Origin of the sequence: Pantoea sp. EKM101V (assembly GCF_011800325.1) — a bacterium.
Taxonomy (GTDB): domain Bacteria; phylum Pseudomonadota; class Gammaproteobacteria; order Enterobacterales; family Enterobacteriaceae; genus Pantoea; species Pantoea anthophila.
The window spans coordinates 1-14,638 of record NZ_JAALFP010000020.1; the positions used below are offsets into that span (position 1 = coordinate 1).

At 56.2% G+C, this 14,638-nt stretch carries 12 protein-coding genes and 3 tRNA genes; 7 read left to right on the forward strand and 8 right to left on the reverse strand.

The window, feature by feature from the left end; translation table 11 throughout:
* Position 1: 1 nt before the first annotated feature.
* Positions 2 to 77: transfer RNA gene (locus tag HFD92_RS20850), tRNA-Val, on the reverse strand.
* A gap of 271 nt (positions 78 to 348) precedes the next feature.
* Between HFD92_RS20850 and gltX the strand changes: the two genes are divergently transcribed.
* Positions 349 to 1,764, forward strand: a complete 1,416-nt coding sequence (gltX, locus tag HFD92_RS20855; RefSeq protein ID WP_009088861.1) for a glutamate--tRNA ligase — start codon at positions 349 to 351, stop codon at positions 1,762 to 1,764.
* Between the two features lie 35 nt (positions 1,765 to 1,799).
* Here gltX and HFD92_RS20860 read toward each other — a convergent pair whose 3' ends face one another.
* Both HFD92_RS20860 and HFD92_RS20865 read right to left on the reverse strand, forming a co-directional pair.
* Positions 1,800 to 2,153, reverse strand: a complete 354-nt coding sequence (locus HFD92_RS20860; protein ID WP_009088863.1) for a YfeC-like transcriptional regulator — start codon at positions 2,151 to 2,153, stop codon at positions 1,800 to 1,802.
* Between the two features lie 111 nt (positions 2,154 to 2,264).
* Entirely contained in the window at positions 2,265 to 3,053 is a 789-nt protein-coding gene (locus tag HFD92_RS20865) for a formate/nitrite transporter family protein (protein ID WP_009088865.1), read from the reverse strand.
* Between the two features lie 359 nt (positions 3,054 to 3,412).
* Here HFD92_RS20865 and HFD92_RS20870 point away from each other — a divergent pair.
* Both HFD92_RS20870 and HFD92_RS20875 read left to right on the forward strand, forming a co-directional pair.
* Positions 3,413 to 3,488 (forward strand) — tRNA-Ala (locus HFD92_RS20870).
* Positions 3,489 to 3,532: 44 nt separating this feature from the next.
* Positions 3,533 to 3,608 (forward strand) — tRNA-Ala (locus HFD92_RS20875).
* A 281-nt stretch (positions 3,609 to 3,889) separates the two neighbouring features.
* Here the strand turns inward: HFD92_RS20875 and HFD92_RS20880 are convergent.
* Positions 3,890 to 5,080 carry a NupC/NupG family nucleoside CNT transporter gene (locus HFD92_RS20880; RefSeq protein WP_009088868.1) on the reverse strand — a complete coding sequence of 397 codons (1,191 nt, stop codon included), beginning with the start codon at positions 5,078 to 5,080 and terminating at the stop codon, positions 3,890 to 3,892.
* A 369-nt stretch (positions 5,081 to 5,449) separates the two neighbouring features.
* On the opposite strand from HFD92_RS20880, the gene HFD92_RS20885 reads away from it, so the two are divergent.
* Entirely contained in the window at positions 5,450 to 6,691 is a 1,242-nt protein-coding gene (locus tag HFD92_RS20885; RefSeq protein WP_009088870.1) for an Nramp family divalent metal transporter, read from the forward strand.
* A 45-nt stretch (positions 6,692 to 6,736) separates the two neighbouring features.
* On the opposite strand, the gene HFD92_RS20890 is transcribed toward HFD92_RS20885, so the two are convergent.
* Positions 6,737 to 7,141 (reverse strand): DUF2502 domain-containing protein, encoded by a 405-nt coding sequence (locus HFD92_RS20890; protein ID WP_009088875.1) that lies wholly within the window; start codon positions 7,139 to 7,141, stop codon positions 6,737 to 6,739.
* Between the two features lie 170 nt (positions 7,142 to 7,311).
* Positions 7,312 to 8,301 (reverse strand): L-glyceraldehyde 3-phosphate reductase, encoded by a 990-nt coding sequence (gene mgrA, locus HFD92_RS20895; protein ID WP_150028918.1) that lies wholly within the window; start codon positions 8,299 to 8,301, stop codon positions 7,312 to 7,314.
* A gap of 219 nt (positions 8,302 to 8,520) precedes the next feature.
* Here mgrA and ipdC point away from each other — a divergent pair, with 219 nt between their 5' ends.
* Positions 8,521 to 10,173 carry an indolepyruvate decarboxylase gene (gene ipdC / locus HFD92_RS20900; RefSeq protein ID WP_167429634.1) on the forward strand — a complete coding sequence of 551 codons (1,653 nt, stop codon included), beginning with the start codon at positions 8,521 to 8,523 and terminating at the stop codon, positions 10,171 to 10,173.
* A 160-nt stretch (positions 10,174 to 10,333) separates the two neighbouring features.
* Positions 10,334 to 11,299: a glucokinase gene (gene glk, locus HFD92_RS20905; protein ID WP_009088878.1), complete on the forward strand. Its 966-nt coding sequence runs from the start codon at positions 10,334 to 10,336 to the stop codon at positions 11,297 to 11,299.
* Between the two features lie 123 nt (positions 11,300 to 11,422).
* On the opposite strand, the gene HFD92_RS20910 is transcribed toward glk, so the two are convergent.
* Together HFD92_RS20910 and HFD92_RS20915 are read right to left on the reverse strand one after the other, a co-directional pair.
* Complete coding sequence (locus tag HFD92_RS20910; protein ID WP_009088880.1) at positions 11,423 to 12,151, reverse strand: LytTR family DNA-binding domain-containing protein; 729 nt, start codon at positions 12,149 to 12,151, stop codon at positions 11,423 to 11,425.
* Positions 12,148 to 13,818 (reverse strand): sensor histidine kinase, encoded by a 1,671-nt coding sequence (locus tag HFD92_RS20915; RefSeq protein WP_009088882.1) that lies wholly within the window; start codon positions 13,816 to 13,818, stop codon positions 12,148 to 12,150. The genes HFD92_RS20910 and HFD92_RS20915 overlap by 4 nt, the downstream gene beginning before the upstream one ends.
* Before the next feature lie 278 nt (positions 13,819 to 14,096).
* Here HFD92_RS20915 and HFD92_RS20920 point away from each other — a divergent pair, with 278 nt between their 5' ends.
* Positions 14,097 to 14,621: a GNAT family N-acetyltransferase gene (locus tag HFD92_RS20920; protein ID WP_033736493.1), complete on the forward strand. Its 525-nt coding sequence runs from the start codon at positions 14,097 to 14,099 to the stop codon at positions 14,619 to 14,621.
* The last annotated feature ends 17 nt before the right edge of the window (positions 14,622 to 14,638 follow it).

Here is a 14,638-nt window from a genome sequence, read left to right on the forward strand (position 1 = left end):
GTGGTGGGTGATGACGGGTTCGAACCGCCGACCCCCTCCTTGTAAGGGAGATGCTCTACCAACTGAGCTAATCACCCCCGCTGTGTGGAGTCGCATTATAGGGATAGTTGATTTTGAGTCAACGCTTTTTAAAACATAAATGTTCGTTCGGTTTATTTTTAAACATCCTGTCGCGCTTTTAGCCAATATGCTGGTTTTACTGGCAGAAAAGCGCCTTTTCACGGCCGGCAACCGGCTGGCATCCATTGAGGATTCATGGGCAGATGCTAGAATGTGCCCACTGTTTTTCGCGTCTAACCTGTTTTTTGTCATCCAGACAACGAACCCGCGCATCTAAGGCAATACTCAATGAAAATCAAAACACGCTTCGCGCCCAGCCCGACCGGCTACTTACATGTCGGTGGCGCTCGTACCGCACTTTACTCCTGGCTTTTTGCCCGTCATAACCAGGGCGAGTTTGTGCTGCGCATCGAAGACACCGATCTGGAGCGCTCCACGCCGGAAGCCATTGAAGCCATCATGGATGGGATGAACTGGCTGAGCCTCGACTGGAATGAAGGCCCTTACTACCAGACTAAACGTTTTGATCGCTACAACGCGGTCATTGATGAAATGCTGGAAGCGGGCACCGCCTATAAATGCTACTGCTCTAAAGAGCGTCTGGAAGCGCTGCGTGAAGCGCAGATGGCCAATAATGAAAAGCCGCGTTATGACGGCCGCTGCCGTGACAGCCATGAACATCATGCCGATGATGAGCCCTGCGTCGTGCGCTTCCGCAATCCGCAGGAAGGCTCGGTCATCTTTGACGACCAGATCCGTGGCCCGATTGAGTTCAGCAACCAGGAGCTGGATGACCTGATCATCCGTCGTACCGACGGGTCGCCAACTTACAACTTCTGCGTCGTCGTGGATGACTGGGATATGGGTATCACCCACGTTATTCGCGGTGAAGACCACATCAATAACACGCCACGCCAGATCAACATCCTTAAAGCGATTGGTGCACAGGTTCCGGTCTATGCGCACGTTTCGATGATCCTGGGCGATGACGGTAAAAAACTCTCCAAACGTCACGGTGCGGTAGGGGTTATGCAGTATCGTGATGATGGCTACCTGCCGGAAGCGCTGCTGAACTACCTGGTGCGTCTTGGCTGGTCACACGGCGATCAGGAAATTTTCAGCGTAGCTGAAATGACCGAGCTGTTTACCCTGGATGCGGTCAGCAAGTCTGCCAGTGCGTTCAATACTGAGAAACTGCAGTGGCTGAACCATCACTATATTAACGCGCTGCCGCCTGAATATGTGGCGACCCATCTGCAGTGGCATATTGAACAGCAGAACATTGATACCCGCACCGGCCCGGAACTGGCGAAGCTGGTGGGTCTGCTGGGCGAACGCTGCAAGACGCTGAAAGAGATGGCGGAATCGTGCCGCTACTTCTATGAAGACTTTACCGAATTTGATGCGGATGCCGCGAAGAAACATCTTCGTCCGGTGGCGCGTCAGCCGCTGGAAGTGGTGCGCGATAAGCTGGCCGCAATTGCTGAGTGGAACGCTGAAAACGTGCATCAGGCTATTCAGAGTACGGCAGATGAGCTGGAAGTCGGGATGGGCAAAGTCGGTATGCCGCTGCGTGTTGCGGTGACCGGTGCTGGTCAGTCTCCGGGTCTGGATGTCACCGTGGAGGCGATTGGCCGCAGCCGCAGCGTGGCGCGCATTGAGCAGGCTCTGGCCTTTATCAGTGAGCGGGAAGCGCAGGCTTAATTCACACAGCCGGAAGCATCACGCTTCCGGTTTCTTTACTCCTGGCTGATGCCCAGTCGCTGCAGAACGCCTTTTATCCCTTCACGTAAGATTAACGCAGTGAACTGATCCTGCTCTTCCTGACTCATTTGCTGGACGGAACTTATTAATAACGCAGGTAACGAATTGGCTGCGGCACCGTAGGTTGCCACCGGTTCGTGGAGATTGCGGGTAGACTGTATAAAACTTTTCACACGCTCATCAATATGGATGAGACGCGCTTTGCCGCCTTGCACACCGGGCTTCGGTGTCGTCGTCCAGTTCTCACGCTTAATCCATTTATTCACCGTTTGCCGACTGTAACCCGTTTCTGCAGCCAGCTCTTCGGGAGTAAGCCATTCCTTTTTCACGATGCTATCCCTGTTAAATACATTAGCGGTACATATTACAGCAAAACCTAACGCGTGAAAGTAACTGAAGCAGAAATTGCCTTTTGTCGCTCGACAAAAGGCAAAAGAGGATTATTGCGGGTTGCTGGCAGGTTCAGCGGCAGGACGGAAGGCAAGGAAGTAGGCCAGGCCGACGAAGACGGCGCCCCCAACGGCATTACCTGCGAAGACGGCAACGAAGTTAGGGAAGTATTCCGCCCAGCTCAGCTGACCGGCAAAAATGGCGGCCGGAATAATGAACATGTTCGCGACGACGTGCTGGAAGCCGATGGCCACAAACGCCATGATCGGGAACCACATGCCAAAGATTTTGCCCACCACATCTTTACTGGCAAACGCCAGCCAGACCGCCAGGCAGACCAGCCAGTTGCAGCCGATGCCGGAAATAAAGGCGTGCAGGAAATCGGCGTGAACTTTTGCCGAGGCGATGGCTACGGTCTTCTTCAGATAATCGCCTTCGGTCATGCCCAGGATGTGGCCAAAGAACCAGGCGACAGCCACGCTGCCAAGGAAGTTAGCCAGGGTTACCCAGAACCAGTTGCGCGCCACGCTCATAAAGCTGATGCGGCGGGCGAACCAGGCGACAGGCAGGGTCATCATATTACCGGTCAGCAGCTCACCACCGGCCAGTACCGTCAGAATCAAACCGACCGGGAAAACGGCTGCGCCGAGCAGGCCGCCAAAGGAGCCCCAGTCTGCAGGCAGGGAGTTGATGACATGAAGATCCAGCAGGAAGCCGGTCGCGATAAACGCGCCCGCCAAAAAGCCGAGAATCAGAAGGATGCTGACAGGCACACGGCTTTTAGCCACGCCTGCCTGGATCGCCAGTTGTGCGATTTCTTTAGGTGTATGCAGCGACATAGTATCTCAGTAGTTTTTTATGAATAATGGGACGATAAACGCCTGGTGGACGCGCGGCGCGCGGGAGAGGGTCCCGGCATCCGCTAAATTAGCGGGCTAAGTTTTGCATGCGTAAAAGATGAAGACAAGAAAATTCCTATAACATATTTAACCATGAATTAACCTGACCTCAGGGTAAATAACAGCCGTTGTCGCCGTATGAGGTCAGCGTCACGGTTTTCCGCTGCGCCATGCTGCTGAAACTTCGCAGGTTGCCGCCTTTTTCAGCGATCAAACCGAGAATGTGATTTTGCCGTTGACACCCCGGGGGCGGTTTCATATTATGCCGTCCGTCGCTTAACACGACAGTTTTTCGGTTCGGGGCTATAGCTCAGCTGGGAGAGCGCCTGCATGGCATGCAGGAGGTCAGCGGTTCGATCCCGCTTAGCTCCACCAAACTTCTTCCCAAAAGTTTGGTACTGAAAAATGATTCCAGATGTGGGGGTATAGCTCAGCTGGGAGAGCGCTTGCATGGCATGCAAGAGGTCAGCGGTTCGATCCCGCTTATCTCCACCATTTTCTGACACATCGCTGTCAACATCCTTTCTGTAGTACGTATTCTTCGCCTTTTCTGCGAGTCTCACTTTCTGTTGCTGTTTCTCCCGCTTTGCTATCGTTAACGCTTTCGGCCATCAGGGTTGTTTTACGCCATGCTGCTGCCTCTGCACGGCTGTTAAACAAAGAGGACAGGCCTGAGCAGGCAGGCGGAAGGCGAGCGAAGGAGATAAGTTAAAGCGATGCAGGGAAGAGAAGGGTAAAGCAGAAGAGAAGGGCGAGACCGGCTCGCCCTCTGAAACTTAAAACGCCAGCACCAGCCCGGCGATAGCGGCGGAGAGCACGCTGACCAGCGTAGAGCCGTACAGCAGCTTCAGGCCAAAGCGGGAGACCACGTTGCCCTGTTCTTCGTTCAGGCCTTTAATCGCACCGGCCACGATGCCGATGGATGAGAAGTTAGCAAACGACACCAGGAACACCGACAGGATACCTTCTGAGTTTGGCGACAGCTGACCCGCAATTTTCTGCAGATCCATCATGGCAACAAACTCATTGGAGACCAGCTTGGTCGCCATAATACTGCCAACCTGCAACGCTTCACCGGACGGCACACCCATCATCCACGCAAACGGATAGAAGACAAAGCCAAGCACGCCCTGGAAGGTGACGCCGAAGATGAGGTCAAACAGCGCATTCAGGCCTGAAATCAGCGCGATAAAACCAATCAGCATGGCCGCAACGATAATCGCGACGCGGAACCCCGCCAGAATATATTCACCCAGCATCTCAAAGAAGCTCTGACCCTTGTGCAGATCCTGCAACTGGAGGTCTTCTTCGTTCTCAACGCGATAAGGGTTAATCAGCGACAGCACAATGAAGGTGCTGAACATGTTGAGCACCAGCGCCGCGACCACATACTTTGGCTGCAGCATGGTCATGTAGGCACCGACGATAGACATCGAGACGGTCGACATCGCGGTTGCTGCCATGGTGTACATGCGGCGGTTAGACATTTTGCCGAGGATATCTTTATAGGCAATGAAGTTTTCTGACTGTCCCAGAATCAGAGAACTCACGGCGTTGAAAGATTCCAGTTTTCCCATGCCGTTCACTTTCGACAGCACGGTGCCGATACCGCGAATCACCCACGGCAGGATACGGAAATGCTGCAGAATGCCGATCAGCGCAGAGATAAAGACGATAGGGCAGAGGACGTTCAGGAAGAAGAAGGCCAGACCTTTGTCGTTCATGTTGCCAAAGACAAAGTTGGTTCCCTGGGCAGCATACTTCAGCAGATGGTCAAAGAAGCCTGCGAAACCTTTGACGAAGCCCAGTCCCGCTTCTGAGTTCAGGAAGAACCAGGCGAGGACTATTTCAATCACTAGTAGCTGTATGATGTAGCGGATGCGAATGCTTTTACGATCGTGACTGACCAGCAGGGAGAGTATCCCGACCACCACCAGTGCTAAAATAAACTGCAAAATATGGGACATAGTTGCTCCAAATTTGAGGAGGATTGTATTTTGCTGCGTATTCTATGTAACGCGTTACTTAAAAACGAGATCTGAACCACAATATAAGTATTCGCTATCGCTATATTTTCCAGAAAAGTTTCCGTGATCACGTCCTGTTTACAAATCATTTACCTCTTATAACCACATAATTATTGTCTATATTTTACACAGAGCGTAAAGTGACATGCTTGCTCACATTTTTAGCAGTCACTTCCTTTGCTGTAATGTATAGCAATGGCTATACTTTATAGCAGTATCTATTACACCGATAACAATAAACGAATTTCACTTGCTCATGCCAACCCCTAAGCTGCCGGGGCAGGCACATGTTCAGACAGGGTACCGGATATGTTTGAAAGTCGTACCGCCGAGCGCGCCGCTCGCGGAGTCAGAAAAGTCAAACTCGCACTGCTGGGGCCCGCCTTTATCGCCGCTATCGGCTATATCGATCCGGGCAACTTTGCGACCAATATTCAGGCGGGCGCCGCTTACGGCTATAAGCTGCTGTGGGTCGTGGTGTGGGCAAACGTCATGGCCATGCTGATCCAGCTGATGTCCGCCAAGCTGGGTATCGCCACCGGTAAAAACCTCGCTGAACATATCCGCGATCGTTTTCCCCGGCCCGCCGTCTGGTTCTACTGGGTGCAGGCAGAAATTATCGCGATGGCGACCGACCTGGCGGAGTTTATCGGGGCCGCGCTGGGGTTCAAACTGCTGCTCGGCATCTCGCTGATGCAGGGCGCAGTGCTGACCGGTGTCGCCACGTTCCTGATCCTGATGCTGCAGAGCCGGGGGCAAAAGCCGCTGGAGCTGGTGATAGGAGGGCTGCTGCTGTTTGTGGCGGCGGCCTATATCGTCGAACTCTTCTTCTCTCAGCCTGACGTTAAAGAGCTGGTGACCGGGATGGCACTGCCCGCGCTGCCGACATCCGATGCCGTCTTCCTGGCGGCCGGTGTGCTGGGCGCCACCATCATGCCGCACGTTATCTATCTGCACTCTGCCCTGACGCAGGGTAAAAGTGAGGACAGCAAAAGTCAGCGTTACTCCTCGACCAAGCTGGACGTGGCCATTGCGATGACGATTGCCGGATTCGTCAATCTGGCGATGATGGCGACTGCGGCAGCCGCCTTTCACTTCAGCGGTCACAGTAAAATTGCGGAACTCGATCAGGCCTACCTGACGCTGCAACCGCTGCTGGGTCAGGCAGCGGCGACGGTCTTCGGTCTGAGTCTGGTCGCCGCGGGATTATCCTCGACCGTGGTGGGCACCCTGGCGGGACAGGTGGTGATGCAGGGCTTTATCCGCTTCCATATTCCGCTCTGGTTACGCCGCACCATCACCATGCTGCCCTCGTTTATTGTCATCGCGGCAGGCTGGGACCCAACCCGGGTTCTGGTGATGAGTCAGGTGCTGCTGAGTTTCGGAATTGCACTGGCGCTGATCCCGCTGCTGGCTTTTACCGGCAATCGCGAGCTGATGGGGGAGGATATGGTTAACTCCCGCCTGATGCAGAACACCGGCCGCCTGATTGTGCTGCTGGTGATTACGCTGAACCTCTATTTGCTGGTGGGAGAGGCGCTGGGACTGTAACGCGCCCGACAGATAAAAAACGCCCGGTTATGCCGGGCGTTTTGTTTAGTGACGGTCGTGGCCGTGCGGGCCCGGTCCGTGAGGCCCGAACCCATGCGGCCCCGGACCACGACGGTCATGATGATCCCAGTCACGATCGCGGCGATGCTGATGTTCCCAGCGACGCTCACGGTCGCGCTCATGCCAGCGACGTTCACGCTCCCACTGCTGATGACGCCGCCACTCTTCGTGGCGCCACCAGCGGCGTTCATTATAAGAATAACGATCGTTCCACCAGCGCGGTTCACGCCAGCGACCGCCATCCCAGTAGTAGCCACGGCGATCGCGGTCACCCAGGTTCAGGGTTACGCCGGGGGCCAGTGTAATTGAGGCTCCAGAGGCCTGGGCGGTCTGGTGTGCCAGTGGCGACAACAGGGCCAGCAGGGCAGCAAATATCAGGGCTCTTTTCATTTTTTTCTCCTCATCAACAGTCTGATGCTGTTGCGGCGCAGTCTGTGCCTGCGGATTGCTGTTGTTACCCTATCATTGTGTCGGAAGATTGTGAGGAAATTGGGGAGAGAAAGGGGATTGAGACAATTCTGGCCCTGAAACTGCCCGGTGAGCACCGGGCAGGGCAGGGATCACATCAGGGCCGCGTCAATGGCTGCCAGCTCGTCGTCGCTGAATTCACGGCGGGCCAGCATCGCCACGGCATCATCAATCTGCGCCGTTTTACTGGCACCAATCAGTACCGAGGTGACGCGCTCATCGCGCAGCACCCACGCCAGCGCCATCTGCGCCAGCTTCTGCCCGCGCTGCTGCGCCAGGGTATTCAGCCTGCGCACCCGCGCCATTTTCTCCTCCGTCAGCTGGTTCTCATCCAGGAAGCGGCTGCCGCTGGCCACACGCGAATCGGCCGGGATGCCCTGCAGATAGCGATCGGTGAGGACGCCACCCGCGAGCGGGGAAAAGGCGATACAGCCGACGCCCGCCTCGCCGAGCGTCTGAATAAGTCCCTGCTCCGGTGTGCGTTCAAACATCGAATAGCGCGGCTGGTGGATCAGACAGGGCGTGCCGAGATCGCGCAGGATCGCTATCGCGTCAGCCGCGAGCCCGGCCGGATAGTTCGAGAGGGCGGCGTAGAGCGCTTTGCCCTGACGCACCACATGATCCAGCGCGCGCATCGTCTCCTCCAGCGGGGTGTCCGGATCGGGGCGGTGATGATAGAAAATATCTACATACTCCAGTCCCATTCGTTTCAGGCTCTGGTCCAGACTGGCGACCAGATACTTACGCGATCCCCAGTCGCCATAAGGCCCCTGCCACATGGTGTAACCCGCTTTAGTGGAAATAATCAGCTCATCGCGGTGGGCCCGAAAATCTTCCCGCAGAAGCCGGCCGAAGTTCTCCTCTGCCGAGCCGGGCGGCGGACCATAGTTATTCGCTAAGTCGAAGTGCGTAATGCCACGGTCAAAGGCATGGCGCAGCAGTTCACGGCTGTTATCGACGCGGGTGCTGTCACCAAAGTTATGCCACAGCCCCAGCGAAATGGCGGGCAGCTTAATGCCGCTGCGGCCGCTGCGCCGGTATTCCATCTGCTGATAACGGTCGGGATGGGGGAAAGAGGACATTCAGCGCTCCTGAGTAAAAACGAGAAGATATGCCAAAAGTCTATCAGTGTATACGGTTACACTTAGTGGCAATGCGCACCAGTTCGCAATTTTACAGAATATTCCGCCAGCGTAACGCCCGCTTTCCGCACATTGCGGCGGCTGAAAGCCACCCCTTATCTCGCTAATTTCAACGGCTGTCAGATACTTAAGCCGACTCTTCCCTGAAAGGAATGCGCGATGTCTACATTTACCGTTGGCGATTACCTGCTAAGCCGTCTGCAGGAGATTGGTATAGAGCATCTGTTTGGTGTGCCGGGCGACTATAACCTCCAGTTTCTTGATCGGGTCATTGCCCATCCCACCCTCAGCTGGGTGGGGTGCGCCAATGAACTTAACGCAGCCTATGCGGCGGATGGTTATGCGCGCTGCAACGGCGCAGGGGCACTACTGACCACCTTTGGTGTCGGCGAGCTGAGCGCAATCAACGGCGTCGCAGGCAGCTATGCTGAATATCTGCCGGTCATCCACATCGTGGGTGCGCCTGCGACAGGCGCACAGTCGCAGGGTGACTGCGTTCACCATTCGCTGGGCGATGGCGATTTTCAGCATTTCATTCGCATGGCCGGGGAGGTCAGCGCCGCAACCGCCCGGCTTACCGCGGACAACGCCACGGCTGAGATTGACCGGGTGATAACCGATGCGTTGCAGGCTCGTCGTCCGGGTTATCTTTCGCTGGCGGTTGACGTCGCGGCGACGGAAGTCCCGCCGCCCGCCCGGCCGCTGATTATCCGGCAAACCTCTTCGCCCGACGTCCGCCGTGCTTTCCGCGCTGCGGCGGAGCGGATGCTGGCTACGGCGCAGCGCGTGTCACTGCTGGCGGATTTCCTTGCGCTGCGCTGGCAGCAGCAGGCGGCACTGGCCGCGCTGCGTGAACAGCGTGCGATACCCTGCGCCACGCTGCTGATGGGTAAAGGCGTACTGGATGAACAGCAGCCGGGGTACGTCGGCACCTATGCCGGTGAGGCGAGCGCCGGACAGGTGCGTGAACAGATTGAGCAGGTGGACGTGGCGATCTGCGTCGGCGTCCGTTTTACCGATACGATCACCGCGGGCTTCACGCAGCAGTTCGCCCCGGAGAAATGTATTGACCTGCAGCCGCACAGCGCCCGCGCAGGCTCGGAACAGTTTGCGCCGCTGTCGATGGCCGATGCGTTAAGCGAGCTCCAGTCGCTGTTCGCGCAATATGGGCAGCAGTGGCAGAGTGGCGACACGCCCACCGTCGCGCAGCCCGAAGCGCCAGCGGCGATCATCAGTCAGCAGGCGTTCTGGCAGGCCATGCAGTCATTCCTGCAACCCGGCGACCTGATTCTGGCCGAACAGGGAACGGCAGCCTTTGGTGCAGCGGCCCTGCGACTGCCTTCACAGGCACAGCTGGTGGTGCAGCCATTGTGGGGCTCGATCGGCTATACTCTCCCGGCAGCCTTTGGCGCGCAGACGGCCGCGCCGGATCGCCGGGTTATCCTGATCATCGGTGACGGCTCGGCGCAGCTGACCATTCAGGAACTGGGCTCAATGCTGCGCGACCAGCAGTCGCTGATTATCTTTCTGCTGAATAATGAAGGTTATACCGTCGAAAGAGCGATTCACGGTGCAACTCAACGTTATAATGATATTGCAAAGTGGAACTGGACCGCCTTACCGCACGCTTTCAGCCTGCAGGGCCAGGCGCAGAGCTGGCGCATCAGTGAAACGGTGCAGTTAAACGAGGTGATGGCGCGGCTCTCACGGCCTCAATGGCTGTCGCTGGTTGAGGTGGTGATGCCGAAAGACGATCTGCCGCCGCTGTTACGAAAAGTCACGGCCTGCCTGAATCAACGCAACGGTGGCTAAGATTCAGATAGTTGCCGCTGTGCAGGGTTGACTATCGCGGTTAGGCTGTAGCACACCTGAGTAAGACGCTCACCAATCGCACCGGTGAGCGTTGTTGTTTTATGGGCAGAATTTTATAGTGTCCTCCAACTCTTAAGACCCCAAGCGGAGCAACAGAAGAATGACAACCTATGCCTTGGTCGGCGATGTCGGCGGGACTAACGCGCGCCTCGCCCTGTGTGAGGTGGAAAGCGGCAGCATCTCCCAGGCCAAAACATTCTCAACATCAGACTACGACAGCCTCGAAGCTGTCATCCGCCACTATCTTGATGAACAACAGCAGGATGTTAAAGATGGCTGTATTGCCATTGCCTGCCCGATTACCGATGACTGGGTTGAAATGACCAACCATGACTGGGCGTTTTCGACGCGCAAGCTCAAAGAGAACATCGGTTTTGAACACCTGGAAATCATTAACGACTTCACGGCAGTCTCAATGGCGATCCCGATGCTGACCGCTGACAACGTGATTCAGTTCGGCGGAACTGAACCGGTAAAAGATAAACCTATTGCGATTTATGGTGCCGGAACCGGGTTAGGCGTCAGCCATCTGGTGCATGTGGACAAGCGCTGGGTAAGCCTGCCGGGCGAGGGCGGCCATGTCGATCTGGCGGCCAACAGCGAAGAAGAAGATCAGATTCTGGAAGTGCTGCGCGAAGAGCTCGGCCATGTTTCCGCCGAGCGCGTTTTGTCGGGTGCCGGTCTGGTTAACCTCTATCGCGCGATTGTTAAAGTGGACAAGCGCGTGCCGGAGAACCTGAAGCCGAAAGATGTCAGCCAGCGTGCGCTGGATGACAGCTGCACCGACTGCCGTCGTGCGCTGTCGATGTTCTGCGTCATCATGGGCCGTTTTGGCGGCAATCTGGCGCTGAATCTCGGCACCTTCGGGGGCGTCTACATAGCAGGGGGCATCGTGCCTCGCTTCCTGGAGTTCTTTAAGGCGTCGGGGTTCCGCGCCGCCTTCGAAGACAAAGGGCGTTTCCGTGACTATGTGGCCAGCATCCCGGTCTATATGATTACGCACGATCAGCCTGGCCTGCTGGGCGCGGGCGCGCATCTGCGTCAGACCCTGGGTCGCGAAATCTGATTCGGCTTCCGCTCGTGCACGGCATCTGACTGGGCACGAGCGGATTCCCGGCTTGATCGGGGCGGGCTCAGGCACGCCTTATCTGCTTTACGACTCCCTTCCCGGACACGCTTTTCCCCGGCGTCAGAGCCGCATTAACTGTCGAAACAGCTTGACCTTGCTGCGACTGACCGGCACCTGAAACTCCAGATCGCGCAGTTTCAGCAGATAGGTATTGTTAAACCAGGGTTCGATTTCGCGAATTTTGTTCAGGCTGACGCAGTAAGAGCGATGGCAGCGGAAAAACTGCTGCTCCGGCAGGCGGGAACAGAACTCGGTAATGTTCATCGACATCACATAGGATTCACGCCGGGTGTAGACGAACGTCAGCTTCTCATGTGCCTCAACGTAGTAAATATCATTCACGTCTGTGACGATGATGCGCTCATCTTTGACCAGATTGACCGTCTGCGGGGCGGGTGTGGCACTGAGGTGGCTGACCGCCTGCTGCGCCTGTGCCGTGGCTTCAAGCTTGTTCAGCATGGTGACAATCCGTGATTCCTGATAGGGCTTGAGAATGTAGTCAAACGCCTCCAGTTCAAACGCCTCCACCGCATGCTCTTTCCAGGCGGTAATAAAAACAATCAGCGGCTTGTGGGCAAACTGATGGATGTTCTGCGCCAGCAGCATGCCATCCAGTGAAGGAATGTTGATGTCGAGAAAGATCACATCCACCCGATGCTGTTGCAGATACTTCAGCACGTCGAGGCCGTCATCAAAGCAGGCTTCAATTTCGATTTTGCTGTGATGCTGGATCATCCAGCTCAGCTCCTGCTGCGCCAGGAATTCATCTTCCACAATAATGGCTTTCATAACAGATTCTCCGCCAGCCGCTGGCCGTTTTTACTGAGCGTAAAAGAGATTTCCGTGCCCGGCTCATGCCGCACAATGCACAATCCCTGACCGGACAGCAGTTTCACCCGGTGATGTACGTTGAGCAGGCCGATTTTATTGCCGGGCATGTCGTTGCGCGCCACCCGGGCCATCACCTCCTCGCTGATCCCCTTGCCGGTATCCCGCACCGAAATCCGCACCTGGTCGCCCTGATCCCGCACGCTCAGCGTCACCACGCCTTTGCCTTTACAGGGCTGGATACCGTGCACAATGGCATTCTCCACCAGCGGCTGAATCAGCAGGCTGGGCAGCAGAAAGTGCAGATCTTCATCGACGTCATAAATCATCGTCAGCTTGTCGCCAAACCGTGCCTGTTCAATGGCAATGTAATCTTTGACCTGCCACAGCTCTTTGCGGATGTCGATTAGCTCATCGTCGTTCAGCTCCAGGTTGTAGCGCAGATAGCGCGATAGGTTAATTACCAGCTGGCGGGCGGTATCGGGATTGAGCCGGATGGAGGAGGAGATCGCGTTCAGGGCATTAAACAGAAAATGGGGATTTATTTTGCTTTGCAGCGCGCGCAGTTCCGCTTTATTGGCCATTTCGCGCAGCTGCTCGGCGCGCGACACCTCCAGCTGCGTAGAGATAATCTGTGACAGACCGATCGCCATCTCTTTCAGCGAGCCGGTAATACGATGCGCACGACGGTAGTAGATTTTCAGCGTGCCGGTGACCTTGCCCTTTTCCCACAGCGGAATCACAATCATGGAGTGAATGTCTTTGGTGCGATGGGCTTCATCATTGTTTTTGATAATAATTTTACCGCTGGCGATCGACTGCGCGGTGGTAGGACTGATACCGTCATCCCCGTGCTGATAATTATGTTCGCCATAGCCAACATAGGCCAGAATCTGCTTTTTATCGGTCATCGCCACCGCATCGGCTTTGATTTCCCGCCGGATAATGTCACAGATGTTGCGCAGTGAGTCGCTGTTAACCTGACGAAACAGCGGCAGCGTTTTATTGGCGATCTCCAGCGCCAGCTTGGCCTGACGCGCGGCAATCGCCTCTTTTTCCCCTTCAACGCTCTGCACCAGCAACACAATCAGGCCGATGCTGGAGGCGCCGAGGATCATCGGCAGGGCGATTTCGGACACTATCGCCAGGCCGAGCGATGTGGGGCGCGCCCACAAGACAATCAGCACCATCGTCAGGGCTTCACACAGCATCCCGCCGACGATACCGGCACGCCAGCGATGCTCTTTCAGGACCCGCCGGTTAATGCCACCCGCCACAACACCGGCAATGATGCTGGTAATCAGACAGGGAACGGAGGTCACGCCGTGGATATCGATCAGAAAGCGGTGCAGGCCGGCGATGATGCCGGTGGCGATGCCGACCCAGGGACCAAACAGAATGCCGCCCGCCATCACGGCGATCACCCGCACGTTCAGCAGCGACCCATCCACATTGACCCCCGACCAGGTGCTGAACAGGGCAAACAGGGAGAAGATCGCGGTGACCGCTATCTTCTCTGCGCGGGTATGTTCATCTTTCTGCAGCAACTGACGAAACGGACGGGTGCGCGTCAGGAAAAACAGGCAGATCAGCATCAGGGCGGCGCGGTCAAAAACGGCCAGCAACATCGTGAAGTGGGAGGGCACAGGCGGCTCGTCGGCAAGGGAAAGTGACCCTATGATAAAAAATGTGATCGCGAACCGCCAGCCTCCTGGTGAATCGTGCCGGGCATTCCTGCTGCAGGTCAATTTTTAAGGGAATGCAGCTAAAAGAGGAAAGTCTGAGCGCAATAAAGGGGAACAGTTTTCCCGCCGGTTAACGCTGGTCGCTGGAAGGCCGTTTTGCTATGTTGCGCGATAACGCGTGCCAGCGATCGCCGGTAAACCGCATTACCCGGGAGCAGCAGATGCAACTTGTCACCACCCGTTTAACCCTCACCCGACTACAGCCAGAAGACTGGCAGCTGTTTCGCGCCGTCCATGAAGATCGCGACACCATGGCCTGGGTGAGTGAAATCCCTGATGAGGCGGATATCCGCCAGCGTTTCACGTCGCGTCTGGCACCCTGGCAGCCCGGGAGCTTTCATATGCTCTGTCTGGTTGCGCGGCGGCGGGATAACGGGGAGCCGATTGGCCTGTTTGGCTGTAGCCCGGAGTGGGAGCCGCATCGGCAGGCAGAAGTGGGCTACATGCTGCTGCATCGCTACTGCGGTCAGGGATTTGGCAGCGAGGCGCTGGCGGCCCTGTGCCAGTTTTTACTGGAGGCTGATTTCCATAAACTTAAGGCGCTGGTGGTGGAAGGTAACTGGGCCTCGCGCCGTATTCTTGAGAAGAACGGTTTTCAGCTGGAGGGGACGCTGCGGGATAATTATCTGCTGAACGGCTGTTGGGTGAACGACTGGCTGCTGGGACGACTGAATCCGCAGCAATAAAAATATTTTCTGCCATG